The organism is Vicinamibacteria bacterium, assembly GCA_035620555.1.
Taxonomy (GTDB): domain Bacteria; phylum Acidobacteriota; class Vicinamibacteria; order Marinacidobacterales; family SMYC01; genus DASPGQ01.
The window spans coordinates 1-23,079 of record DASPGQ010000532.1 but is presented as its reverse complement, the minus strand read 5'-3'; the positions used below and the strand labels follow the sequence as shown (position 1 = coordinate 23,079).

General features: G+C 61.9%; 22 protein-coding genes. 12 read left to right on the top strand and 10 right to left on the bottom strand.

The window, feature by feature from the left end:
• Window positions 1-18: 18 nt before the first annotated feature.
• The gene (gene acnA / locus VEK15_21720) at window positions 19-2,754 is read left to right on the top strand and encodes an aconitate hydratase AcnA (protein ID HXV63333.1); all 2,736 of its coding nucleotides are present in this window, start codon (window positions 19-21) and stop codon (window positions 2,752-2,754) included.
• On the opposite strand, the gene VEK15_21715 is transcribed toward acnA, so the two are convergent.
• Entirely contained in the window at window positions 2,733-3,032 is a 300-nt protein-coding gene (locus VEK15_21715; GenBank protein ID HXV63332.1) for a hypothetical protein, read from the bottom strand. The two genes, acnA and VEK15_21715, sit on opposite strands and share 22 nt — an antisense overlap.
• A gap of 30 nt (window positions 3,033-3,062) precedes the next feature.
• Here VEK15_21715 and VEK15_21710 point away from each other — a divergent pair, with 30 nt between their 5' ends.
• Window positions 3,063-3,491: a hypothetical protein gene (locus VEK15_21710; GenBank protein HXV63331.1), complete on the top strand. Its 429-nt coding sequence runs from the start codon at window positions 3,063-3,065 to the stop codon at window positions 3,489-3,491.
• On the opposite strand, the gene VEK15_21705 is transcribed toward VEK15_21710, so the two are convergent.
• Both VEK15_21705 and VEK15_21700 read right to left on the bottom strand, forming a co-directional pair.
• On the bottom strand, window positions 3,452-3,976 hold the full coding sequence (locus tag VEK15_21705; GenBank protein HXV63330.1) for a DinB family protein: 525 nt from the start codon (window positions 3,974-3,976) through the stop codon (window positions 3,452-3,454). The genes VEK15_21710 and VEK15_21705 overlap by 40 nt on opposite strands.
• Before the next feature lie 2 nt (window positions 3,977-3,978).
• Window positions 3,979-4,917, bottom strand: a complete 939-nt coding sequence (locus VEK15_21700) for a threonine/serine dehydratase (GenBank protein HXV63329.1) — start codon at window positions 4,915-4,917, stop codon at window positions 3,979-3,981.
• Window positions 4,918-4,961: 44 nt separating this feature from the next.
• Here VEK15_21700 and VEK15_21695 point away from each other — a divergent pair, with 44 nt between their 5' ends.
• Window positions 4,962-5,744: a type III pantothenate kinase gene (locus VEK15_21695; GenBank protein ID HXV63328.1), complete on the top strand. Its 783-nt coding sequence runs from the start codon at window positions 4,962-4,964 to the stop codon at window positions 5,742-5,744.
• A gap of 65 nt (window positions 5,745-5,809) precedes the next feature.
• On the opposite strand, the gene VEK15_21690 is transcribed toward VEK15_21695, so the two are convergent.
• Window positions 5,810-6,646 (bottom strand): MqnA/MqnD/SBP family protein, encoded by an 837-nt coding sequence (locus VEK15_21690; GenBank protein ID HXV63327.1) that lies wholly within the window; start codon window positions 6,644-6,646, stop codon window positions 5,810-5,812.
• 231 nt (window positions 6,647-6,877) lie between these two features.
• Here VEK15_21690 and VEK15_21685 point away from each other — a divergent pair, with 231 nt between their 5' ends.
• From VEK15_21685 to ftsX, 3 genes are all read left to right on the top strand, one after another.
• On the top strand, window positions 6,878-8,020 hold the full coding sequence (locus VEK15_21685) for a hypothetical protein (GenBank protein ID HXV63326.1): 1,143 nt from the start codon (window positions 6,878-6,880) through the stop codon (window positions 8,018-8,020).
• A 156-nt stretch (window positions 8,021-8,176) separates the two neighbouring features.
• A complete protein-coding gene (locus VEK15_21680) occupies window positions 8,177-8,938 on the top strand; it encodes a 3',5'-cyclic-nucleotide phosphodiesterase (GenBank protein HXV63325.1) in 762 nt (253 codons plus the stop codon).
• Between the two features lie 6 nt (window positions 8,939-8,944).
• Window positions 8,945-9,853: a permease-like cell division protein FtsX gene (gene ftsX, locus VEK15_21675; protein HXV63324.1), complete on the top strand. Its 909-nt coding sequence runs from the start codon at window positions 8,945-8,947 to the stop codon at window positions 9,851-9,853.
• Between the two features lie 18 nt (window positions 9,854-9,871).
• Here ftsX and ftsE read toward each other — a convergent pair whose 3' ends face one another.
• Genes ftsE through VEK15_21660 form a run of 3 tightly spaced genes read right to left on the bottom strand, consistent with a single transcriptional unit; the run spans window position 9,872 to window position 13,760 of the window.
• On the bottom strand, window positions 9,872-10,528 hold the full coding sequence (gene ftsE / locus VEK15_21670; GenBank protein ID HXV63323.1) for a cell division ATP-binding protein FtsE: 657 nt from the start codon (window positions 10,526-10,528) through the stop codon (window positions 9,872-9,874).
• The gene (gatB, locus tag VEK15_21665; GenBank protein HXV63322.1) at window positions 10,525-11,961 is read right to left on the bottom strand and encodes an Asp-tRNA(Asn)/Glu-tRNA(Gln) amidotransferase subunit GatB; all 1,437 of its coding nucleotides are present in this window, start codon (window positions 11,959-11,961) and stop codon (window positions 10,525-10,527) included. Before gatB ends, ftsE begins: the two co-directional genes overlap by 4 nt.
• Window positions 11,958-13,760, bottom strand: coding sequence for a long-chain fatty acid--CoA ligase (locus VEK15_21660; protein HXV63321.1), 1,803 nt, complete (start codon window positions 13,758-13,760; stop codon window positions 11,958-11,960). The genes gatB and VEK15_21660 overlap by 4 nt, the downstream gene beginning before the upstream one ends.
• 77 nt (window positions 13,761-13,837) lie before the next feature.
• Here VEK15_21660 and folK point away from each other — a divergent pair, with 77 nt between their 5' ends.
• The 6 genes from folK (at window position 13,838) to VEK15_21630 (ending at window position 19,392) form a co-directional block, all read left to right on the top strand.
• The gene (gene folK, locus VEK15_21655; GenBank protein HXV63320.1) at window positions 13,838-14,332 is read left to right on the top strand and encodes a 2-amino-4-hydroxy-6-hydroxymethyldihydropteridine diphosphokinase; all 495 of its coding nucleotides are present in this window, start codon (window positions 13,838-13,840) and stop codon (window positions 14,330-14,332) included.
• Between the two features lie 5 nt (window positions 14,333-14,337).
• Window positions 14,338-14,961, top strand: a complete 624-nt coding sequence (locus VEK15_21650) for a deoxynucleoside kinase (GenBank protein HXV63319.1) — start codon at window positions 14,338-14,340, stop codon at window positions 14,959-14,961.
• A 122-nt stretch (window positions 14,962-15,083) separates the two neighbouring features.
• The gene (locus VEK15_21645) at window positions 15,084-15,719 is read left to right on the top strand and encodes a hypothetical protein (protein HXV63318.1); all 636 of its coding nucleotides are present in this window, start codon (window positions 15,084-15,086) and stop codon (window positions 15,717-15,719) included.
• 58 nt (window positions 15,720-15,777) lie between these two features.
• Complete coding sequence (locus VEK15_21640; GenBank protein HXV63317.1) at window positions 15,778-17,067, top strand: serine/threonine-protein kinase; 1,290 nt, start codon at window positions 15,778-15,780, stop codon at window positions 17,065-17,067.
• Window positions 17,068-17,149: 82 nt separating this feature from the next.
• Entirely contained in the window at window positions 17,150-18,070 is a 921-nt protein-coding gene (gene accD / locus VEK15_21635) for an acetyl-CoA carboxylase, carboxyltransferase subunit beta (protein ID HXV63316.1), read from the top strand.
• Window positions 18,067-19,392 carry a folylpolyglutamate synthase/dihydrofolate synthase family protein gene (locus VEK15_21630; protein HXV63315.1) on the top strand — a complete coding sequence of 442 codons (1,326 nt, stop codon included), beginning with the start codon at window positions 18,067-18,069 and terminating at the stop codon, window positions 19,390-19,392. Before accD ends, VEK15_21630 begins: the two co-directional genes overlap by 4 nt.
• A 44-nt stretch (window positions 19,393-19,436) precedes the next feature.
• Here the strand turns inward: VEK15_21630 and VEK15_21625 are convergent, their stop codons facing one another.
• Genes VEK15_21625 through VEK15_21615 form a run of 3 tightly spaced genes read right to left on the bottom strand, consistent with a single transcriptional unit; the run spans window position 19,437 to window position 22,926 of the window.
• Window positions 19,437-19,892 carry a CAP domain-containing protein gene (locus VEK15_21625; protein HXV63314.1) on the bottom strand — a complete coding sequence of 152 codons (456 nt, stop codon included), beginning with the start codon at window positions 19,890-19,892 and terminating at the stop codon, window positions 19,437-19,439.
• Between the two features lie 2 nt (window positions 19,893-19,894).
• Window positions 19,895-20,374 (bottom strand): ribonuclease HI, encoded by a 480-nt coding sequence (gene rnhA / locus VEK15_21620; GenBank protein HXV63313.1) that lies wholly within the window; start codon window positions 20,372-20,374, stop codon window positions 19,895-19,897.
• Window positions 20,375-20,394: 20 nt separating this feature from the next.
• Window positions 20,395-22,926: a hypothetical protein gene (locus VEK15_21615; GenBank protein HXV63312.1), complete on the bottom strand. Its 2,532-nt coding sequence runs from the start codon at window positions 22,924-22,926 to the stop codon at window positions 20,395-20,397.
• Window positions 22,927-23,079: the final 153 nt, after the last annotated feature.

The following is a 23,079-nucleotide window of genomic DNA, read 5'->3' as shown; positions in this document are numbered from 1 at the left end:
GGTTCTAAAGTTAGGCTCATGAGCCGATCGATCAGAAACCCTTTGGGAGCCCGGAGACCGCTCCATACGCGAGATGGCAAGGCCGACCTGTTCTCGCTGGAGCTCCTCGAAAAAGCTGGCCTCGGACGCGTTTCGTCGATGCCGATCAGCGTGAAGATCCTGCTCGAGGCCGTTCTTCGCCATTGCGACGGGAAACTCGTACGCGAGGAGGACGTCCGGTCGCTGGCCCGCTGGAACGCGAGAAACCCAGGAGACGACGAGGTGCCGTTCCAGCCCGCTCGCGTCATTCTGCAGGACTTCACCGGAGTGCCGTCCATCGTCGATCTCGCCGCGATGCGCTCCACCATGCAAAGACTGGGTGGCGATCCGGCGCTCATCAATCCCGCCGTGCCCGTTGACCTGGTCATCGATCATTCGGTGCAGGTCGATGTGTTCGGCACACCGCTCGCCCTTTCCCGCAACGCGGAGATCGAGTTCGAGCGAAATCGCGAGCGCTACGAGTTCCTTCGATGGGGGCAACAGGCGTTCGACAACTTTCGCGTGGTTCCGCCGGCGACGGGCATCGTTCACCAGGTGAACCTGGAGTACCTCGCCAAGGTCGTCATGAAGTCCGAGGAGGACGGTGAGGCGGTGCTTTATCCCGACACCCTCGTAGGCACAGATTCCCACACGACGATGATCAATGGGCTGGGCGTCCTCGGATGGGGTGTGGGGGGCATCGAAGCCGAAGCCGCCATGCTGGGTCAGCCCTCCTATCTGTTGATGCCTCGAGTCGTCGGCTTCCGGCTCGATGGCAAGCTCGGCGAAGGGGTGACGGCGACGGACCTCGTTCTGACGGTCACCGAGATGCTCCGGAAGAAGGGGGTAGTGGATCAATTCGTCGAGTTCTATGGAAGCGGCCTTTCACAGATGTCACTTCCCGATCGGGCAACGGTGGCGAACATGTCGCCGGAGTACGGAGCGACCATGGGTTTTTTCCCCGTGGACGAGGAGACTCTTCGTTACCTTCGAAGAACCGGGCGGACCGAGGAAGAAATCCGTCGAGTGGAGGCTTACTGCAAGGATCAGGGTCTGTTCCGGACCGACGATGCTCCCGAGCCTGAGTTTACCGATACGTTATCGCTCGACCTTGGCACTGTCGAGCCGAGCCTCGCTGGACCGAAGCGGCCGCAGGACCGGGTGTCGCTGGCGTCGATGAAGAGCTCGTTTCGGACCTCCCTCACCGCCTCTACCAAGAATCGCGGCTTCGGCCTCGACTCCGAGGCACTTTCCCGGGTTGCCACGGTTCAATTCAACGGGACGCGAGAGAACCTAGGTCATGGAGCCGTGGTAATCGCCGCCATTACGTCCTGCACCAATACCTCCAACCCCTCCGTCATGCTCGGAGCGGGGCTCCTGGCGAAGAAAGCAACCGAGCGCGGTCTCAAAGTACCGCCCTACGTCAAGACATCGCTCGCGCCGGGCTCAAAAGTCGTTACCGAGTATCTGAAAGAAGCCGGGCTCTTGCCCGCCCTCGCCGATCTCGGCTTCCACCTCGTGGGCTATGGGTGCACGACCTGTATCGGCAACAGCGGTCCGCTCCCCGATCCGGTGGCGGCCGCGGTCTCCGAGGCCGAGTTGGTGGCGGCCTCGGTTCTGTCCGGGAATCGGAACTTCGAAGGCCGGATCCACCCCCTCGTGCGCGCGAACTACCTCGCGTCGCCTCCTTTGGTGGTGGCCTACGCGCTCGCCGGCACCGTCGATCTCGATCTGTCGACCGAGCCTCTCGGTACCGACGTCGAGGGTAAGCCGGTCTTCCTGTCGGAAATCTGGCCCAAGGCGGAAGAAGTGCGACGGGTAATGGACGAGGCGATCCGCCCCGAGATGTTCTCCAAGATGTACCAGAACGTGTGGGATGGCAACGAGGTGTGGAATCGCGTTCCCGTATCGGGAGGAAAGCTCTACCCGTGGAGCGAGACCTCGACTTACATTCAGGAACCGCCTTTCTTTACCGAGCTCGCGCGCGAGCTCCCCGAGGCGAAGGACATCGAGGGAGCGAAAGTGCTCGCGCTGCTCGGTGACAGCGTGACGACCGACCACATCTCACCGGCGGGTGACATTGCCAACGATTCACCCGCGGGGCGTTACCTGCGGGAACGAGGTCTGGAGAAGAAGGATTTCAACTCCTACGGCTCGCGTCGCGGTAACGATCGCGTCATGGTTCGCGGGACTTTCGCGAACATCCGGATCAAGAACTTGCTCGTCCCCGGCATCGAGGGCGGAGTCACGGTGCACTTTCCCACCGGCGAGCAGATGTCCATCTACGACGCCGCGAGGCGCTACAAGAAGGAACAGACCCCCCTGATCGTCGTGGCCGGCAAGGAGTACGGTTCGGGATCCTCTCGTGATTGGGCCGCCAAAGGCACTCTCCTCCTGGGCGTCCGCGTCGTTCTCGCGGAAAGCTTTGAGCGAATTCACCGCGCCAACCTCGTGGGGATGGGAGTATTGCCCCTGCAGTTTGCCGATGGACAAAGTGCTTCGAGCCTCGGCATCTCGGGCCGGGAATCGTTCGACATCGGAGGGATCGCGGGAGACCTCTCTCCACGTCAGCGCTTCGAGGTGGTTGCCAGGCGGGACGACGGGACGAGAATCGAGTTCGCCGCCGTCAGCCGCCTCGACTCACAAATCGAGATCGAGTACTACCGAAACGGCGGAATTCTGCACACCGTCCTACGAGCTCTCCTGAGCCAGACTCAGTCGAACTCGAAAGGGTGAGGCGGGGGCGAGCCGTCTTTCTCCGCCTTCTCGAAGGCCTCCTTGAACTTCTTCTCCAGAAGCTCATCGCGGTTCTCGTGTTCACGAAAGGCCTGAGCGAAGCGGTCCTCGGCTTCCGCCGTTCGTTTCTTGTCGTCGAGGACGGCCTCCTCGAAACTCTTGGCCGGGCCCCGTCCCGGTTTGTCGTGGGACAAGACCGAACCGGTTTTGTGGTCTACGAGGATCTTCGTTCCACAGGACGGACACTGGAGATGGAAATCCTTCGTTAGCATAGCCATGATAGGCTAGCACAGCGAAGGGGTCATTTCATGAGCCATCACCACGACGCCGAGTTGATTATCCGCTTCTACGAGCTACGCCGGGAGCCACGGCTGCGGGAGGCCCGCTCGTTCGTGCTCGGACGTTTCCGCGCCAAGGACGCGAAAGAGCTGAACGAGATCTGCCCTCCTGGGTCGGACGAGAATGCCTACTTCCGGCAGGTCATCAGCTATTGGGACATGATCGCCGCGATCGTCAAGCGACATCTCGTGGACAAGGAGCTGTTTTTCGAGACCAACGGCGAGATCACCGCCGTGTGGGAAAAGGTCAAGCATCTCGTGCCCGAGCTCAGAGAGTCGTTCAAGAATCCCAACTTTCTCGCTAACTTCGAGGAGGTCGCGAAGCAGCGAGAGGCCTATCTCGAAGAAAAGAGCCCGGGCTATCTGGAGTCATTGCGGGTGCGACTCGGAGCGGCTTGAGCGGCCACCTGCTCCGAAGTGAGGCCGTAGAGCGGTTTTGTCTCCACGCCCATGAGACCCAGATAGGTATAGATCTGTCCGCGGTGATGGATCTCGTGCTCGATCATCAGGCGTAGCCACTTCCACACGGTGATGGGGCTTCCCGCCGGAGTCGTGCATCTCGAGCTCAGCTCGGCCGGCGTGAGCCCGCGAAAGATCTCGAGCGACTCTTCGTGACATTGGTCGAGGAATCGCATCACTTCCTCTCGTCCATCGGCCAGCTCCTTACCGCAACCCTCGTATCGACTGGGTCTGCCGCGAACGTTCTCGGCGTACATGAACCGCTCGATGGCGGCGAGGTGGCGGATGAGATCCGCGAAAGTGAATTTTCCCGGAACCGGGGATCGGTCGAACGACTCGTCGGGGATGAGTGAGATTACACGCTTGGTTCTGCTTCTCACTTTCTCGTAGTAATCGAGGAATGGCTCGATGGTCGTTATCTCCATGGTCAGCCTGCTAGGATGCCGGTGAGTACGTGGGTGTCGATATTGCCTCCGGATACGATACACACGATTCTCCGTGCGTCGATCTGCCCCGACAGCGCCACGGCGAGCGCGCAGGCGCCGGCTCCTTCCGCCACGACACGATTGCGCTCGACGAGCAAGCGGATGGCGGTGGCGATCTCGCTCGTCGATGCGGTGAAGGCTCCACTCAATAGAGACTGCGCGAAAGGCCACATTTTGGGGAGAAGCCTCTCGCTCCCGATGCCGTCGACGAAGCTCGGTCGACGCTCGACGGACGTCATTTCCCCCTTCGCTAGCGAAGCCGTCAGAGGTGCGGCGGTGTCGACTTCCGCGCCGTAAACCCGGATCCTCGATGCACGCTGCGCGAGGGCGCTCGCGATTCCCGTGGCGAGGCCTCCGCCACCCCAGGGGATGACGACGGCATCGGCGTCGGGCAGGTCATCGAGGATCTCGAGACCGATGGTGCCGTTGCCGGCCATCACCGGCTCGTCCTCGACCGGATGGAAGAAACGCCCCTCGATCCCGGCAAACCGCCTCTCGGTCAGGCACTGCCACCAGCGGTCGAAGGGCACCGGCACAGAGCGAGCGCCGAGTCGCTCGATGGCCGCGAGCTTGGTTCGGGGCGCGGTGTCGGGAACGATGATGGTGCAGGGTACTCCTCTTTCCCTCGCTGCCCAGGCGACTCCCTGGGCCCAGTTGCCCGCGCTCGCGGTGAGGACGCCGGCCTCGATCTCGGCGTCGGATACCGAGCGAAAGGCATTGATGGCGCCTCGGATCTTGAACGACCCGATCGGCTGCAAGTTCTCGAGCTTGAGGAAGATATCTCTCGTCGATTCGGGATGGTCGAGTCGTACGAGCGGCGTGCGGAGGGCCAGGCCCGAGATGGCCTCTCGCGCCCTCTCGATGTCCTCGATGGGAACCACGTTCCATGTGTATCACGACACCGCGGCGCTGGTAGAATGCATCCGTGCTTCTCGTCCTGGACGTCGGCAATACGAAGACGATGATCGGCGTATACGGCTCGGACGCCTGGGTGGCGGATTGGCGGATAAAGACCCACCTCGACCATCTCGCGGACGAGTACTATGTGCTCGTCAAGGCGCTCTTGGGGGACCGGGGACTTTCTTTTCGAGAGATCACGGGTGCGGTCATCGCGAGCGTCGTTCCGCCGATGACCGCCATCTTCGAAGAGCTCGTCCTTCGGATTCTCGGGCAGCCACCGGTGATCGTCGGACCGGGGATCGAGGTCGGTGTCGGCATTCGCATCGACAACCCGTCCGAGCTCGGTGCCGACCGCGTGGCGAACACCGCTGCGGTCCACGAGCTCTACGGCGGTCCCGCCATCGTGCTCGACCTCGGAACGGCGACGACCTTCGACGTCGTTTCCAAGGACGGTGACTATCTCGGAGGCGCCATCGCGCCCGGCCTGGGCATCTCTGCCGACGCCCTGGTGCGCCGGACCGCCAAGCTCCCGAAAGTCGAGCTCCAGCTCCCGCTGAGGGCAATCGGACAGAGCACCGTAGCCGCGATGCAGTCCGGGCTGGTCATCGGTTACGTAGGGCTCGTGAAGGAGCTCGTCGGCCGCCTCAAGAAGGAGCTTGGGGGCTCGCCCAAGGTCATCGCCACCGGCGGCATGGCAGAGATGGTGGCCGAATGGACCGAGGTCATCGACGTCGTGCACCCGCGCCTCACGCTCGACGGCATCCGGATCATCTACGAGCTGAACGTCGATGCTTCGAAAATCCGATGAGGGCTCGTGCCGACGGTGAGGATTGGATACTGACGGCGAAGCGCGGAGCAACGAGATCGTTCCAACTAACGGATCAGCTCGAGCTCGGGTGCCTCACCGATTACACCCGCCGCTACGCCGCGTGAGAAGAGCTCCCCGAGCGCCTTCTCGCCGGCTTCCCCCATGTCTAGCGTCAGGTGCGAGACGTACATCTTCACGAACCGGCGGCCGAGCTCACGTCCGAGCCCTCGCCCGAACTTCAAGGCATAGCTGAGCGCCTCTTCCTCGTGGTCGTAGGCCCACTCGATGCTATCTCGCATCGCACGGTTGATCTCGACCGCGAGCTCGCGACCGAGATCGCGCCTGACGACGTCGAGTCCGAGAGGAAGCGGAAGCCCCGTTTCCGCGTGCCACCTCTCTCCGAAGTCCTCGATCTTGTAAAAGCCCTCGTCACCATAGGTGAGCTGACCCTCGTGAATCAAGACGCCGGCATCGGCCTCACCCTTCCCCACCGCCTCGAAAATCCGATCGAAAGGCAACACCACCGGTTCGAAAGGGGGGAGATAGATGCGCGCGAGCAAGGCGGCCGTCGTTTTTTCGCCCGGGATGGCAACTCGCTTTCCCCGGAGTGCTTCGATGTCGGATCTCTCCTTGGTGACGACGATGGGACCGTAGCCTTCACCCATGCTCGCGCCCGTCGCCATGATCCAGTACTTGCTCGACACGTCGAGAAAAGCATGAGCGGAGATGGCGGTGACCTCGAGCTCTGCCCTCACCGCACGACGGTTGAGGCTCTGGATGTCCTCCAGCACGTGCACGATCGAGTAGTCTCGGATGCGTACGGCGCCATTCGAGATCGCGCAGAACATGAACGCATCGTCGGGGTCGGGACTATGGCCGATGCGAAGCACCCGATCGCTCACGGATGGTCGGATTCTCCCGCTGGTGACGACTCCCGGCGATGTCCTTGACGAGAGAACGCTTTCTGCATCAACCGGCATTATATAACCAGGCGATCGGCTGTTCCCGATCTTCTCGGGATGGAAAGATCTGCTCCGAACTTGAGCGAGCGACGACCGCGAGATATCATGCCGCCTTCGCGTGTCTTCCACGAGTCACGTGCTCCCGCAGGAAACGAGAAAAGGGGTCGGACATTGCCGCTGAGACGAATCGTCGCGATCGGGGTTTTTCTGTCGGGTCTTTCTCTCGCGGGCTGCGAAGACCGCTCCCATCCGACAGGACCGACGACCCCGACAGCTTCGGGGCCTTTGAATCGCTCCGTCGGTACCGCTTCCGCTGCCGAGTCTTCCAGCAACGCGTCGACAACGGTCGCGCAGATCCTGGCCAACCCGGAGGAATTCCTCGGGCAAGAGGTCGATCTGCAGGGGACTCTGGTCGAGCCGTTTCCGACGGGTGAGTTTCTCTTCAGCGACAGCACGGGAAGCATTCCCGCGGACTTCGGTGCGGCGAGTCCGGCGCCCTCGCTGAACGTTCTGATTCGAATTCTCGGGACCGTTTCGCCAGGAATCGTGGGCGGATTTGCCGTCAAGGTTGCCGTGATTTCCTGGGAGACGGCGCCGGGGTTCGACTGTGACGATTTGATCGAGGCGCGTGCGCGGTTCACCGACCCGGGGTTCTCGTTTGGTAACGTCGTGGGACTCTACCTGGCTTACCGGGGAGCGCCGCCGGGTGAAAAGACGGTCGAGATTACATGGGACCAGCACAACCCCGCTGGCACCGTTCAGACGATCGCCGTCGGCGAGGGTAGGCCCGGTGAGGACGGCCTGTTCGACCTCGAAGGCGTCGTGGCGCACGAGTACAACAACGTTAAAGGCACGGAAGTAAAGAACGTACGGGCCGTGCTCTTTATCGAGGGCAGGGAGGGGAGCTGCACGCGGGCGCGCGATGTCACCGTCACCTCCGGCTCGGGGCCCGGCTCTGCGGGCGGGGGAACGCTGCAGGTGTCAATCGATGAGGGCGAGATGGTGCGATCCGGGGCCGTGTTCTCCGTGCGTGCCAAGATCTCGAATCAAACGCCTCAAACCAGAGACGTCGACGTTGTCTTCCAGACCCCGAACCGTGCTCGTATCGCCGAGACCCCGGGCTCCGGGTGCTCGGTGCTCGGCGCGGAGTTGATCGAGTGCACGGTCACGCTCCGCGGAGGAGAGGTGATTACCCGGGTCGTTCGCTATCGGGCGCCAGAAGTCACGGCGTCGACTTCGATAACGGGTGCCGTCACGCTCGTGTCCGGCCAGTTCGCTCCCGTCGTCGACTACAGAGTGACGGTCGTGCCGTAGCCATCTCCGGTTCACTCGTCGAATCGTGGAAGCGTTGACACGAGCGAGTTCGGAACGCTATATTCATCTTTCAGAAGATACCCCAAATCGAGAAGACGCTTCGAAAACGGACTTCCCAATGGCCGCTCACCACCCGTGCGACGAAAGGTCGCTTCGATGAAAGTGCGAGTTGTCGGCTGCTCGGGTGGGAGCGTAAAGGGTCGTTTCCTTTCCTGCTTTCTGGTGAATGAAGAGATCGCGCTGGATGCCGGTGGTCTCACGGGACCGCTCACCTTGGAGGAGCAACTCAGAGTCCGCCACGTGATCGTCACTCACACCCATCTCGATCACAACTGCGGCCTTCCGTTTCTGGTAGAGAACGCATTCGGTCGGCTGGACGAACCCATCACCGTCTACGGAATTCCCGCCGTCGTACAGAGCCTCCAGGCCCACATGTTCAACGACGTCATGTGGCCTGATTTCACCAAACTCCCGGGTCCCCACCGGCCGACCATGCGTTTCGAGCCAATCGAGGTGGAAGAGACGTTTCGCATCGACGGTCTCTCATTCACCCCAATCGAGGTGGAGCATCTCATACCCACGGTGGGGGTGCTGGTAGAGGACGAGGAGGGCGCGATCCTCTACACGAGCGATACGGGCCCCACCCATCGGGTATGGGAAGTGGCCTCCTCTCATCCACGCCTGAAGTGCGTCATCACCGAGGTGTCCTTTTCCAACGACGACGACGAGCTTGCCAAGTTGAGTGGCCACATGACGCCGAGCATTCTTGCCTCAGAGCTGGCCAAGCTCCACCGGGACGTTCCCGTGCTCATCACGCACACCAAGCCCAGCCACGTTCCAAGAATCGAGCGGGAGCTGCGCGCCCTCGGGCTGAGTAACGTCGAGCTCATCGAGCAAGGGAAGACGTATCAATTCTAGCCTGAGATGAAGCTTCTCCAAACGATCGGCTACTCCCTGGAGGAGGCTTTCGTGGAGCTTTGGCGCAATCGCCTCGTCAATTTCGTCTCGGTTCTCACGATCGCGATCACGCTCTTCATCGTGGGTATCTTTCTGTCGGTCTCCGCCAACCTGGAGGCTCTGGTCTCCGAATGGGCCAGTCGGGTTCAGCTCACACTCTACCTCGACGAGAACGTGGTGCCGGAAAGTGAAGCACATCTGTCGAGCCTGCTCCAGAAGAGCCCCGAGGTCGAGTCCTTCCAGCACGTCTCGAAGCAAGAAGCGATGGAACGGTTTCGGTCTTACTTTCCCGAGCTGGAAGCGCTGCCCGATCTCCTCGACGAGAACCCACTCCCCGCCTCGTTCGAGGTGAACCTTTCCGCCGCCTATCGAAACGCCGCACAGGTGCGTGCCCTGGCGACGAGATTCGGGTCGGTCGAAGGGGTCGCCGAAGTCGACTACGACCTGCTGTGGGTCGAGAGGCTCACGACGGTGATCGAGCTCATGCGAGTCGTCGGCCTGGCGATCGGTGGTGCGCTCGTCATCGCCTCGATGTTCACGATCTTCAACGTCATCAAGCTCACCGTCTATGGTCGGCAAGAAGAGATCGGGATCATGCGGTTGGTCGGGGCGACGCGAGGGTACATCCGTGGCCCTTTTCTCGTGGAGGGCGTGCTGCAAGGTGGCCTGGGAAGCGCGCTGGCTCTCGGCCTGCTCTACCTCTGCCACCAATTCCTGTTCGTGGAGGCGCTGCGGCGGTCTCAGCTCTTGCCCGCGGCGGACTGGATTCGCTTCGCTCCGCCAAGTGCCTGGACGGCCATCGTCCTTGGCGGTATGGGAGTGGGATTCGTCGGCAGCTTGCTTTCGGTACGAAAATTCCTGTCGAGCCCGGTCTAAGTTTCGATCTTGCTCGGGTTACGACTCCACCAGGCGTCCCTTCTCCAGACAAATGACACGCTTGCCCATCCGGTTGATGAGATCGCGGTCGTGAGTGGCGACCAGCACCGTCGTGCCGCGGGCGTTGATCTCCTGAAACAGGGACATGATCTCGACCGCCAGCTCGGGATCCAGATTTCCCGTGGGCTCGTCGGCCAGGAGGAGCACGGGCTCGTTTATGAGCGCCCGAGCGATGGCGACTCGCTGCTGCTCTCCTCCGGAAAGTTGCAGCGGATAGGCGTGGAGCTTGTGATGTAGACTGACTTGTTTGAGAATCTGAAAAGCTCGTCTCTTTCTTTCCGCCTTGGCCACGCCCAGAACCCGGAGGACGAAGGCGACGTTCTCGAACACCGTCTTGCGCCTGAGGAGCTTGAAGTCCTGGAAGACCACGCCGATGTCGCGCCTGAGAAACGGGATCTTGGTCTCGGGAATGGCCGAGACATTCCTGCCATTGACCAGGATCTGGCCCTGGGTGGGCGTTTCCTCACGAAAGATCAGCTTGAGAAAAGTCGTCTTGCCCGCTCCGCTCGGGCCGGTCAGGAAAACGAACTCGCCTTTGTCGATCTCGAGCGTGATGTCGCAAAGAGCCTGATTGTCACGGCCGTATTGCATCGACACGTGAAAGGTCTGAATCATTCCGCGACCAGCATCTTCAGCAGCAAATCCCGCACGAGCTTGGGGTTTGCCTTGCCCTGGGAAAGCTTCATGACCTGGCCGACGAGGAAGCCGAGCACCTTCTCCCGTCCCCCACGATACTCATCGGCCTGCTTCTTGTGCTGCTGGAGCACCTGTCGAACCCAGGGCTCGAGCTCTCGAACGTCGGAAATCTGGGTCAGCCCCGAGCGCTCGACGATCTCTTCCGGCCCGCTACCCGAAGCGAACATTTCGTCGAAGACCTCTTTGGCAACTTGGCCGCTTACCTTCCCTTCGTCGACGAGGCGGATCAGCCGCCCCAGCGCTTCCCCGTCGATGGTCAGCGCGGAGATTTCCGTGCCCGTCTCCTTGAGCTTGCGCAGAAGCTCGGTCATGACCCAGTTGCTTGCGGCTTTCGGATTCATCGACACTCTTGCCGCTGTCTCGAAGAACTCGGCAAGCTCGCGAGAGCTGGTCAGAAGGCTTGCGTCGTAGGACGGAAGCCCATATTCCAAAGCGAACCGCTCACGTTTTGGTGCGGGAAGCTCGGGAAGAGCTCTCTCGATTTCGCCGAGAAACTGACGTTCGAGCTTCAGCGGGGGAAGGTCGGGGTCGGGGAAATACCGATAGTCGTGAGCTTCTTCCTTGCTTCTCATCGACACGGTCCGCTCGGACGCAGAGTCGTAGAGTCGGGTCTCCTGGTGCACCGATTCGCCCGATTCGAGCACCGCGATCTGACGGTCGACTTCGTAGGTGAGCGCCTGGAGAAGGAAACGAAACGAGTTCAGGTTCTTGACCTCGACTTTCGTGCCGAGTGCCGACGCCCCCTTGAGACGCACGGAGACGTTGGCGTCGAAGCGAAAGTTGCCCTTTTCCATGTCCGCGTCCGACGTCTCGGTGTACTCCAAGATCTCTTTGAGGGCTCGAGCGTAGGCCACCGCCTCCTCCGGGCTCGACAGATCCGGCTCGCTGACGATCTCGATGAGGGGGACGCCACTTCGGTTGAAGTCGATCGCGCTCTTCGTTTCCGCATCGGAGAAGCCTTCATGAAGGAGCTTCCCCGCGTCTTCTTCGATGTGGATGCGCTCGATGCGGGTCCGTTTCGCTTCGACCGAAATGCAGCCCTTCGTCGCCAGAGGACGATCGTACTGCGAGATCTGGTAGCCTTTGGGGAGATCCGGGTAGAAATAATTCTTGCGCGCGAACACCGACTCCTCGTGGATCTGGCAACCCACCGCCAGGGCCATCCGTGTCGCGAGGCGCACCGCGTTGCGGTTCAGCACCGGAAGCGCCCCGGGAAGGCCGAGGCAAACCGGGCAGACGTTCGTATTCGGAGGATCCCCGAAGCGAGCAGGGCATCCGCAGAAGAGCTTGGTCCGGGTCATCAGCTGCGCATGACACTCGAGACCGATGACGGTCTCGTAGGCTTCGCTCACGTGAAGGCCCGCTCCGACTCGCCGTATAGCTCGTCGATCAGGTGCTTGTAGCGCGACTCCACCACGGACCGCTTCACCTTCATCGTGGGCGTCAGCTCTCCTCCCTCGATGGAGAACTCCTCGGCGAGCACGTAGACTTTCTTGATCTTCTCGTGCTGGGGTAGCCCGCTGCATTGATTTTCGACCTGCTCGTTGATGAGCTCTCGAACTTTCGGGTGGGAGGCCATCTCGTGGCGGTCGCTCGACGGCAGAGAGTTCTCGCGGCACCAGGCGGTGAGCCTCTCGAAGTCCGGAACCACCAGAGCCGAGGGGAAACGACGTCGATTTCCCACCACGACGACCTCGGCGATGAAGGCGTTCGTCTTGAGGAGGCCCTCGATGGGCTGGGGAGCGATATTCTTCCCTCCGGAAGTGATGATGATGTCCTTCTTGCGATCGGTGATGCGGAGAAAGCCGTCACTCGAGAGCTCACCGATGTCGCCGGTATGAAGGAAGCCACGCTCGTCGATCGTTTCGCGACTGGCTTCGTCCTGTCCCCAATAGCCTTTCATGACGTTCGGTCCCCGCACGAGGATTTCACCGTCTTCGGCGATCTCGACTTCGACGCCGGGAATGAGTTGACCCACCGTGCCGAAACGGATGCGGTCGGGACGGTTCACCGAGATGACCGGTGAGGTTTCGGTGAGTCCGTACCCCTCCACGATGGTAATCCCCGCGGCCCAGAAGAACTTCGCGATCTCCGTCGGGAGCGGAGCGGAGCCGGACACGAAGAATCGCAGTCTTCCCCCAAGCCTGCGATGGAGCTTCCCGAATACGAGTGCCGTCGCCATCTTGTATTTGAGCTCGAGCCCCGGTGGCGCACTCTCTCCCCGAAGCCGGAACTCGCCGTGCGCGCTGCCGGTGGCCACGGCCCAGTGGAAGATCCTCTTCTTCACCGCGCTGCCTTTTTCCACCGATTCCTTCACTTTCGCGTAGAGCTTCTCGTAGAACCGGGGAACCATCGTCATCACCGTCGGGCGGATCTCGCCGATGTTCTCCACCACATGCTCCAGACTCTCGGCGATCGCGACCGTCGCCCCCGCGGCGGGAAAGAGGTAATGCGCGACCATGCGCTCGAAAACATGGCAATAGGGTAGGGCCGAAAGCGCGACGTCATCTCTTCCGACAGGAAGGACCTCGAGGCTCGCCTTCACGTTGGAGACGAAGTTACTGTGGGTGAGCATCACGCCTTTCGGCTCACCCGTCGTACCCGAGGTGTAGATGATGCTGGCGAGGTCGTCGGGAGTCACTTCCGCTCCGAGCTTCGTCGCCAGATCGGGATCGGATTTCTCCCTCTCTCGGCCTTTCTCTTCCAGAGACGTTATTGCGACGGCCTCGCCCAGGGGAGTATCGAGGCTGATGATCCGTTCGACCTTCGTCAGGCTCGAGCGCACGCCGCCGATCTTCTCCTGCTGCCCGCGATCCGAGACCACGACGAGCCGCGCACCCGAGTCGCGCACGATGTAGGAGACCTGCGGACCGGGAAGCGTTGCGTAGAGTGGGACGTTCGCCGCCCCGAGAATCTGCAGAGCGGCGTCCACCAGGAACCACTCGTGACGATTCTCGGACAGCAGGGCGACGCGATCGCCCCGGCGGATCCCGATCTCGTGAAATCCGAGCGCCAAGCGCCTCGACCTCAGAAGCCAGTCGGCCGAGGAGATTCGATGCCAAGAGCCGCCCTTCTTGAACATCAGGGCGTCGGGCTTCTGATAGGTTTCGGCTGCCCAAACGAGAAGTTGATTGAGCGTCTCGAACTCCATGAGTCACCTCGGGTTGCGCCGGATGTTAGCACAGGCCGCAGCGCCTCTGAGTCGGCCGGCGCCTGCTATAATCGCGCGTGTCGCGTTGCGATTCGTTTTTCATCGGACTCGGCTCCAACCTCCAAGATCCGAATTCTCAACTGGATCGTGCTCTGCGGTCGCTCCAAGTAGCAAATGTCGAATTGTGCCAGACCTCAAGCCGGTACCGTTCCGAGCCCGTCGGGGGGCCCCCGCAGCCCTGGTTTTTGAACCAGGTGGCCCGGGTCCGATTCGTCGATGCGCCTTTGGCCTTGTTGCGCCTATGCCAATCCATCGAGCGGCGCCAGGGCCGGGAGCGCAGGCTCATGAATGGTCCCAGAACGCTGGACGTGGACTTGCTGTTATCCGGAGACCTGGTTCTCGATTCACCGGCATTGAGCCTGCCTCATCCACGGCTCGGCGAGCGGCGCTTCGTGCTCGTTCCTCTGGTCGAGATCGCGCCCCGAGTGATCGACCCGCGCTCGGGGCTTTCCCTGGAAGAGCTGCTCCGTCGGTGTGAGGATCGAAGCGTCGTCGAGCGTGTCGGAGCTTGAGAGACATGCGGTTTCGCTATATCGCGATCGAAGGCCCTCCGGGGCTCGGCAAGACCGGCCTGGCGCAACGGCTTTCCGAGAAGCTCGAGGGTGAAAGCGTGCTCGATGAGGAGCTCAACCCGTTCTTCGACGACTTCCTCGCTGGGCGCTCCGGTTCTGCCTTCCAGGCCCAGATTTTCTACTTGATGAACCGTTACCTGAAGCTCAGCCGCCTGTCGCAGAGAGAGCTCTTCAAGGGTGTCGAGATCGCTGACTTCATAATGGCGAAAGACCGGATTTACGCCTACCTGAACCTGGATGATACCGAGCTGATGCTCTACGAGAAGATTTACCCTACGATTGCGGCGACCGTCCCCGCGCCGGAGATCGTGATCTACTTGCAGGCGCCAGCGAGCACGCTGCTCAAACGGCTGCGACGCGGAGCCTCGAGAGTCCCCGACGACGAGGCGGTGCGCGAGATCGTCCGGGCCTACGACTACTTTTTTTTTCACTACTCGGCGACCCCCCTCTTGATCGTGAACTGCTCCGAGGTCGATTTCGCCCGGCCGGAGACGAAGCTCGACGATTTGATCGCGGAGATCGCGCTCATGTCCGGCGGGACCCGTTACTACGTGCCTACAGCGGGTTGAATGCTTGCCATCGCTCCCGAGCGCGTGCTAGCCTGTAACCGTCGATTCATCCAAAACTCATAACGATCGCACCCGCCCATGGGTCGTCTTGTTTTCGATTGTTCGAAGCTGGAGGTCTAGCCATGAACAACGTTTCCCAATCGAAATCCCACCCATGGGGAGTTCGCCCCCCCCTCCACCGACGGCAGTACGTCGTCGACAAGCCGTTTCAGGCCCGGCTGATCGGAACGCTGATGGCGATCTGGCTCGCGAATTCCGCGTTTTTCATGATCGTCTTTTATTTCTTCTATGAGGGGCATTTGCAGCGGTTCTACGATCTCGTGCCCAAGCCGGGGCCCGTGCCGCTGCTGACGCTTCCGACGCTGTATGGCATCACCATCGGGTTCGTGGTCGCCTTCGGTTTCGTCGTGCTCGCCATCGTGGGGTTGTACATGAGCAACCAGATCGCCGGGCCCCTCTACCGGGCCAAGCTGAGCATGGATCGCGTTGGCCAGGGAGACTGGAGCTTCAACCTGCGGTTCCGTCAGCGGGATTTCCTTCGGGATCTTCCCGGCAGCTTCAACGCCATGCTCGCCGGTCTCCGTCAGCAGGCGGAGTCCGAGGTCGATGAGCTCAAGATGATCGAAACCTGTGAGGAGCTCGCCGAAGCGAAGCGACTCGTGCGGAATCTAAGGGAAAGGCGAGAGGCCCAACTGGGTCTCCCCATCGGCGAATCGGGAGATCCAGAAGCGGAACCCGTGTCCGCTGCCGTTCACTGAAACTGGTACCCGGGTGGCGTCGACGGGCTCGGGAAGAAAACGAGTAGAATTGCCGCAGATGGCCAAAAACGACGGGAATCCCTTCACGAGAGGCGTCCGGTACGAAGAAGTGCTCGGCGTGGACCGTTCGAAGGTGCGCGAGCGAATAAGAAGGCGCGAAGAGGCGCAGGCCGGCGAGCCACTCCTGACCGCGACCGATCTCTTCGGGGACATCATCGAGGGTTTTCGGGACGGCTCGGACGCTTCCTCCGACTCGCGCGAGACATCCGTCCGACGGGCCGTCACCGAGGCCGACACCGATCCCTATCCCCGAGCGGTAGAGAGTTATTCGTTGCTCGACGCCGCCTACGCGACACTCGGAAACGATCCTCGTTCTCACCGTGCCACCGAGCGTCACGAGGAAGCATCGGGGACGCGGTCCGACGGCAGCACGGATTTCGGCCGTTACCGCCTGATGGAGCGAATCGCCACCGGAGGGATGGCGGAGGTTTTCCGCGCCAAGCAGGAAGGGGTCGAGGGTTTCGAGAAGATCGTCGCGGTGAAGAAGATCCTTCCCCATCTTGCGTCGAACAAGGGCTTCGTCGAGATGTTCATCGCCGAAGCCAAGATGGTCGCCTCCCTCTCGCACCCGAATATCGTGCATATCTTCGATCTGGGTAAGATCGGCGAGAGTTATTACATCGCGATGGAGTTCATCGAGGGGAGGGATCTGAAGAGCATCCTCACGCGAGCTCGCGACCGCGGCTCGCTCATCGGCGTGGATCTGGCAGCACTGGTGGCAAGCAAAGTCGGTGCGGCACTCGAAGCCGCGCATTCTCACCGGGACGGAAACGGAGTCGAGCTCGGAATCGTGCATCGTGACGTGAGTCCGCAAAACATTCTCGTTTCCAACGACGGTGAGGTTAAGCTCGCCGATTTTGGGATCGCCAAGGCCGCCTGCAAGGCCTCCCATACCGATAGCGGCTCGCTTCGAGGAAAACTGCTCTACATGTCTCCCGAGCAGGCCTGGGGTCGACCCGTAGACAGGTGCTCGGATCTCTTCTCCCTCGGAGCGGTGTTCTTCGAGATGCTCACCGGCCATCTGCTCTTCAGTGGGAACTCGGAGCTGGGTATTCTCGAAAGGGTGCGCGAGGGCAGGTTCCTTCTTCCCTCGTCCCTGAATCCGGCCGTGCCGATCGAGCTCGAGTCTATCGTCACCCGCCTTCTGCGGAAGGAACCGAAGGACCGATACCAGAGCGCTGCCGAAATGCTCGCCGATCTCGATTCTTACTTGCGGCGGCGTCCCGCCGTTGGCCCGAACGAGCTGAAGCGGTTCGTGGCGCAATTATTCGAGATGAACCCCTCGTGAAGAGCCGTTTGACGCTTTTCCAGCCCGAACGGTGAGTTTGACCGCCGTCCGCTACCGCTGCTAGGATCCCCGCTCCTGGAACATGAGCTGGTTCAAAAAGGAGAAAACTCCCCTCTCTGCGGTCAAAAAGAGCCGCATGCCCGAGGGCCTGTGGACAAAATGCCGGGAATGCGCCGAGATCCTGTACACGAAAGAGATCGTTCGGAACCTGAGCGTGTGCCCCAAATGCAACTACCACATGGGCTTGTCTTGTCGGGAGCGGGCTCGGACTCTTTTCGACGACGGGCGTTACGAGGAGTTGGAAAGAGGTCTCTGCTCCACCGATCCGCTGCGATTCTCGGACACGAAACGATATGGGGATCGGCTCAAGACGAGCAGGAATCAGACCGGCCTCGATGACGCCGTCCTCGTTGCCCGGGGACGGATTGGCGGTATCCCGGTGCTCGTTTCCATCATGGAGTACCAGTTCATCGGGGGCAGCATGGGGGTGGTGGTGGGAGAAAAAATTACCCGCGCGGTCGAGCGAGCGCTTTCCGACCGCGTTCCGCTCATCATCGTGTCGAGGTCTGGCGGGGCTCGGATGCAGGAAGGGGCCATTTCCCTCATGCAGATGGCGAAGATCAGCGCGGCCCTGTCTCGACTCGATGAAGCGAGGGTGCCTTATTTCTCGATCCTTACCGACCCCACGACCGGCGGCGTCACGGCCAGCTTCGCCATGCTCGGCGACCTCAATATCGCCGAGCCCAAGGCGCTCATCGGCTTCGCCGGGCCCAGGGTGATCGAGCAGACGATACGCCAGCCACTTCCCGCCGGCTTCCAGCGTTCCGAGTACCTGCTAGCGCACGGAATGCTCGATCTCATCGTCGAGCGCCGCCAACTGAAAGAGACCCTGGAGAAGGTGCTGCGTTTCTTCACCCATCCCTCGCCGAGCGTCAGTCGAGTCGCCCAACCGTCTCACCAGGCGACGGAGCCGATCCGGGCTCTGGAAAAGCCCGCTTTGTGACCGACGGGTCCCTCGAGCTCTACCAGCAGGCCCTTCGATACTTGAAGGGTCGGGAGCGGTACGGCATCAAATTCGGTCTCGAGAACATCGCGCGTCTCATGAAAGCGCTCGGCCGCCCCGAGCTGGACTACGAATCGATTCTCATCGCCGGCACGAACGGAAAGGGCTCGACCGCAGCCCTTCTCGAATCGATCCTTCGGAATGCAGGCCGTCGAACCGGCCGTTACACGTCGCCTCACATTCGCCAGGTCGAGGAGAGAATCGCCCTAGAGGGCCAGCCGATCTCCCGGTCGGAGCTCGGCTCGGCTGTGGGCCGCGTGGCCGAAGCCGCGGGAGCGCTGTGGCCGGACGACACCGCGGCCCCCACGTTCTTCGAAGCGATGACGGCCGCGGCGTTCGTCGTCTTCGCCGAGCACCGGGTGGAGGTCGCGGTGCTCGAAGTCGGTATGGGCGGTCGCTACGACGCCACCAACGTCGTTCCCGCAGGCCTGTCCATTGTCACGACCATTGGCTTCGATCACGAACGGTTTCTCGGGTCGACCCTCGCGTCGATCGCCTCCGAGAAGGCAGCGATCATCAAGGAGGGACGGCCCGTGGTGGTCGGAAGGCTCCTTCCCGAAGCGCTCCAAGTGGTCCGCGAGGAGGCGAAGCGAAAGAAAGCGACGGTGATCGAGGCCATTCGAGAGGTCGAGATCGAAGCCGTCGAGGAGCTAGCGGGCGGCCAGCGCCTCAGACTTCGGACGGAGCAAAACGACTACGGGAGTCTCGTCCTTCCTCTTTTGGGGCAGCACCAGCTCGATAATCTGGCGGTTGCCGTGCGCGCCGCCGAAGTCGCCTGCCCACCGGGGAGTCTGGACAAAGAGGTGGTTCGACAGGGGATCCAAGGGGCACGATGGCCCGGACGCCTGGAACGGATCGCGGGGACGCCGCCGATTCTTCTCGACGCGGCCCATAACGTGCAGGCGGTGGACGCGCTCGTCCGATACCTCGAGCAGCACCCGCATCCGAGACGCGTGCTGCTCTTCGGGGTCATGAAGGACAAGCGGGTTTTCGAGATGCTTTCTCGTCTCCTGCCACACGTCGCGTACCTCGTCGCCAGCAGGCCCGCCATGTCGCGCTCCCGAGGTCCCGAGCAGCTCAGCCGCTGGGCCGTCGAGCGGGGGACTCCGGCCGAGGCGATTCGATCGTCGTCCGAGGCTCTCTCTCGTGCGCGGGAGCTCGCGGGCCCCGACGGCGAGATACTGGTGGCTGGATCGATCTTTCTTCTCGGGGAGATTGTTGCCTGGCTCGCGCAGGGGCGTAAAGCCCTGGCACCGGTCTAGCAACTCAGTGACGGAGAACAGGACGTTGGCACCGTCGCGCGGGGTTACCGCCTCGTCTTCTCGGCGGGACCGCAGGTCCGGGCGAACTCCTGCGTGATGTACAAGAACCCATCGTCGGCGCGCACGATCCCGACACCGAGGTGGGTGAACTTTTCGTTCAAGAGATTGGCGCGGTGGCCCGGGCTCGTCATGAGGTCTCCAATCGAATAGTCCACCGAAGTGTGTTTGGCCACGTTCTCGCCAAACATGCAGCTCTCGGTGATGCCGTGGCGAATTCTCTCCTCCATGGAGCCGCCCAGATCATGCCGGACCGCACCCCGCGAGGCCATCTGCCGGCTGTACTGCCGGGCGGCTTCCGAGAGCTCGGGCGAGAGGGTCAGTCGCGGAAGCGCCCTGGCTTCCCTCTCCACGTTGATGAGCTCGGCCATGCGGATTTCCAGATCGAGCACGTCGGTCGGGCTCGGCTGAAAGCACCGCAACAGGAGAAGAGCGGCCAGCATCGCTAACGGCCCGCGGGCTCGTGAGGGAGATCGGCCCGAGCGTTCTTGGCCTCCGAGATCGCCTGGCGGGCAAGCGTGTCCGCCCGCTCGTTTCCGGGATGGCCGGCGTGGCCGCGGATCCATTCCCAGCGGACGCGATGACGCGAGGCGAGCCGGTCGAGCTCCTCCCATAGCTCACGGTTCTTCACCGGTGAGCCAGCCGCCGTCTTCCAGCCCCTGCGCCGCCACCCATGGATCCAGTTGTTCATCCCGTCGACGACGTATCGGGAATCGGAGACGACGCGCACCGATCGACTCCGACCGAGCGTCCGGAAGCCTTCGATGACCGCCATGAGCTCCATCCGGTTGTTCGTCGTACGCCGTTCGCTTCCCACCACCTCACGGACGCCGCCGCCGGTCTCGATGACCGCGGCGTATCCTCCCGGACCAGGGTTGCCCTCGCAGGCGCCATCGGCGTAGAGGGTGACCTCATCATTCTTCACGCTCCGATTATAACGATCGTTCACGGCACGCGGACGTAGACACCGAGCCGCCTCTCGTCCTCGCCGCGGCCGGCGCGCGCCGGAACGAAGCTCCCGCGAGAGCGAACCCGGAGCTCATAGAGAAAACTTTCACCCTTGGGACCTTCGAACCGATGAGGGTTCCTCAGAAGGACTTTCCGTTCATGTGGTCCATCGGGGGGAAGGACGAAAACGGCAGTCGACCCTCCTCGCTCGGTCACGAGAACCTCGTTCTCGTCGGGACCGTTCGTCAGGAGAAGCGTCAGCGACGACAGGGCGCGGTGGGAGTGCAGATGAAAACGACTCTCACCGCCGCCAGGCACCCAGGCAGCGGGCCCCTCGAAGCCGTGCTCTCCGTCGACCCAGACCTCGATGCCCGAGTCGGTCGAGAGCGTGTCACGGTAACGTGGCCTCGAGGTCGCCGGCTCGTTCCCCGGCCAGTTCTCGAGAAGCGCTCCCATGCCGACGACACTGGCGAGAACGGCGGCGGCTCCAAGGCAAGCACGCTGCGGAAAGCGCCCGGCCTCGTCTTCCATGCGACGATTGCCTACGCGAGCTCGCTCCTGGAGCCAGTAAACGAGGATCGCGATGCCGAGCAATATGACCAGAACCTTGGCGAAGTGCGCCGGCCCCGAACCGAGAAAACCGTCGCTCAGAAAACTCGGCAGGTATTGCGAGGGATCGGAATAGAGAGTCCGGCTCCAGAGAAGCTGGGCGTCATAACTCGGGATGAGGTCACGGGTGAAGCTCGCACTGTAGGCAAGGCTGGCGGCGAGAAGCGTCAGGGCACTTCCCGCAATCGCCCCCTGCGACATCGCGCGGCCGGCGGCCAGGGCAAGGGGAAGCGCGAGCAGTGGGAGAAGACTCGAGATGTAACGTCCCATCGTGCTGATCGCACCCGGCCAGTACGGGAAAGAGGCGATCACCAGAAGGTATGAGATCAGAGTAAGAAAATAAGGTCTCGCAAGGCGCCGGTGCTCTTCGACAAAGGCCGACATACCAACCAGCGAAAGAAGGTAAACGGGCGCGAACACGAACAGCCCGTTGTCTCGGTCGAGCAGAAGACCAAGGAGCCCCTTCACCATATTTTGAGGCTCGAAGGATGAACGTTCCGCGGCGGAGAAAGTCGCCGTCGGTGACAGGCTGCCCGTGAGCGCGTGATTGTAGAGAAAGAGGGAGTAAGCCGACAGCGCGAGCGGGGTACCGAGAGCCAGAAGTTTCATCGGTCGAAGCGAGATTCCCCTTCGGGTTCTGCCAACCAACCGAAAGACCGCATACAGACCGAGGGTCGCCGCGACCACCGAGTATTTCTGGTGAAGCCATGGGAGAGCCGCGAGCGCGACCCCGGCTGCCAGAGCGGCACCGAATCCGGGCGAGGGATCGATGACGAGTTTTCGGAATGCGAAAAGGAGGAAGAGACCCGCGGGGAGCTCAGGATAGATTTGAAACGAGTAGAAGAGGGCAGGGACGCTGAGCGCGAAGGCGAAGGCAGTGAGGATCGCAGCCGTTCGCTCGGTCAGCTCGGAAGCCGCGAGCACGATCTGGTAGACCAAAATGGCGCCGAGAAGTTGCCAGAAGACGATCATCGCCACCTGCCGCTCGGTCCCCAACCATCGGTTCAGGGTGCGATCCAGAAGGTACGCGGGAACGAGAAGCAAACCCGGTCCCGGGGCATTGATGTAATAGATCCCCCCCGACGCACTGCGAAACATCGATCGGTTGGCGCGCGACGCCGTCGGCTCGCCCCAGTAGAATTGGCCCTGGATGATGGCATCGAGAGCTCTCGAGAGAAGCTTGCGGGATTCGGACGCGTAGCTCGACGCCATTCGCGGGACGTGCGACAGAAAACCGACGAACGAAGCGTCCCGATTCTCGGCGGCTCTTCCGATGTCGAGAGTGCCCGAGCCCGCGACCGCCGAGGCAATGCGGACATACTTGAACATGTTGCCCTGACCGGCTCCTTCCTCATAGAAATGCGAAGGGGTCGAAAGCGCAAACAAGAGCAGAGCGGTCAGGATGACGGTCGGTCCGAGCCAGCGTCCTCGACCCAGGGGCCTTTCCACCCCGACACCGATTGAGTGCGCCAGAGAGCTCACGAACAGCATGAGGGTCAACATGGGCTCGAACCACCCCTCGAGCGCGAGGCTCACCGCGAGGTTCGAGCCGTACGGGAAGCTAGGTGATAGTGTGAGCGAGAGCATGGCGGCCAGGTTGAGCCCAATGGGCACGAGAACACAGGCGTAGGCCGGCGCGACCCGTCGCAAGGAATCTTCCAGCGGAATCTCGCGGTATCGAGAGACGACGGTGGCGAGCCCGAGCGCGATCGCAAGCCCGAGCACGGCGTAGCCAACCGTGGCCCCCATCACCGGAAGAAACTCCAGATTGCGTTCGAGAGCGGACCACAAGGCCTCGCCCGAATCCTGCCTCAGGAACAAGTGCAGAAAGTCCTCGAGGGCGACCGCGAATCCGTAGAGTGCGGAAGCCCACGTGACACGAAGCGCCGGCCCGAGACCCCCTGCGGTTCGATTGGGCACGAGGCCGGGATTATAATCGACGCCGCCGATGCCGACACCCTGGTATGCTCGGGGGCTGCGGTTCCGTTGTCACCAGTGTCATAACTGCTGTCGCGGGATGCAGCCGGGGTGGGTCTACGTGACGCCGCAGAGGGTCAGACAAATCGCCAACTT

Coding starts and splice junctions, on each gene's coding strand:
- acnA (HXV63333.1), top strand. CDS start 19: ATGAGCCGATCGATCAGAAACCCTTTGGGAGCCCGGAGACCGCTCCAT.
- VEK15_21715 (HXV63332.1), bottom strand. CDS start 3,032: ATGGCTATGCTAACGAAGGATTTCCATCTCCAGTGTCCGTCCTGTGGA.
- VEK15_21710 (HXV63331.1), top strand. CDS start 3,063: ATGAGCCATCACCACGACGCCGAGTTGATTATCCGCTTCTACGAGCTA.
- VEK15_21705 (HXV63330.1), bottom strand. CDS start 3,976: ATGGAGATAACGACCATCGAGCCATTCCTCGATTACTACGAGAAAGTG.
- VEK15_21680 (HXV63325.1), top strand. CDS start 8,177: ATGAAAGTGCGAGTTGTCGGCTGCTCGGGTGGGAGCGTAAAGGGTCGT.
- ftsX (HXV63324.1), top strand. CDS start 8,945: ATGAAGCTTCTCCAAACGATCGGCTACTCCCTGGAGGAGGCTTTCGTG.
- ftsE (HXV63323.1), bottom strand. CDS start 10,528: ATGATTCAGACCTTTCACGTGTCGATGCAATACGGCCGTGACAATCAG.
- VEK15_21660 (HXV63321.1), bottom strand. CDS start 13,760: ATGGAGTTCGAGACGCTCAATCAACTTCTCGTTTGGGCAGCCGAAACC.
- VEK15_21650 (HXV63319.1), top strand. CDS start 14,338: ATGCGGTTTCGCTATATCGCGATCGAAGGCCCTCCGGGGCTCGGCAAG.
- VEK15_21645 (HXV63318.1), top strand. CDS start 15,084: ATGAACAACGTTTCCCAATCGAAATCCCACCCATGGGGAGTTCGCCCC.
- VEK15_21640 (HXV63317.1), top strand. CDS start 15,778: ATGGCCAAAAACGACGGGAATCCCTTCACGAGAGGCGTCCGGTACGAA.
- accD (HXV63316.1), top strand. CDS start 17,150: ATGAGCTGGTTCAAAAAGGAGAAAACTCCCCTCTCTGCGGTCAAAAAG.
- VEK15_21625 (HXV63314.1), bottom strand. CDS start 19,892: ATGCTGGCCGCTCTTCTCCTGTTGCGGTGCTTTCAGCCGAGCCCGACC.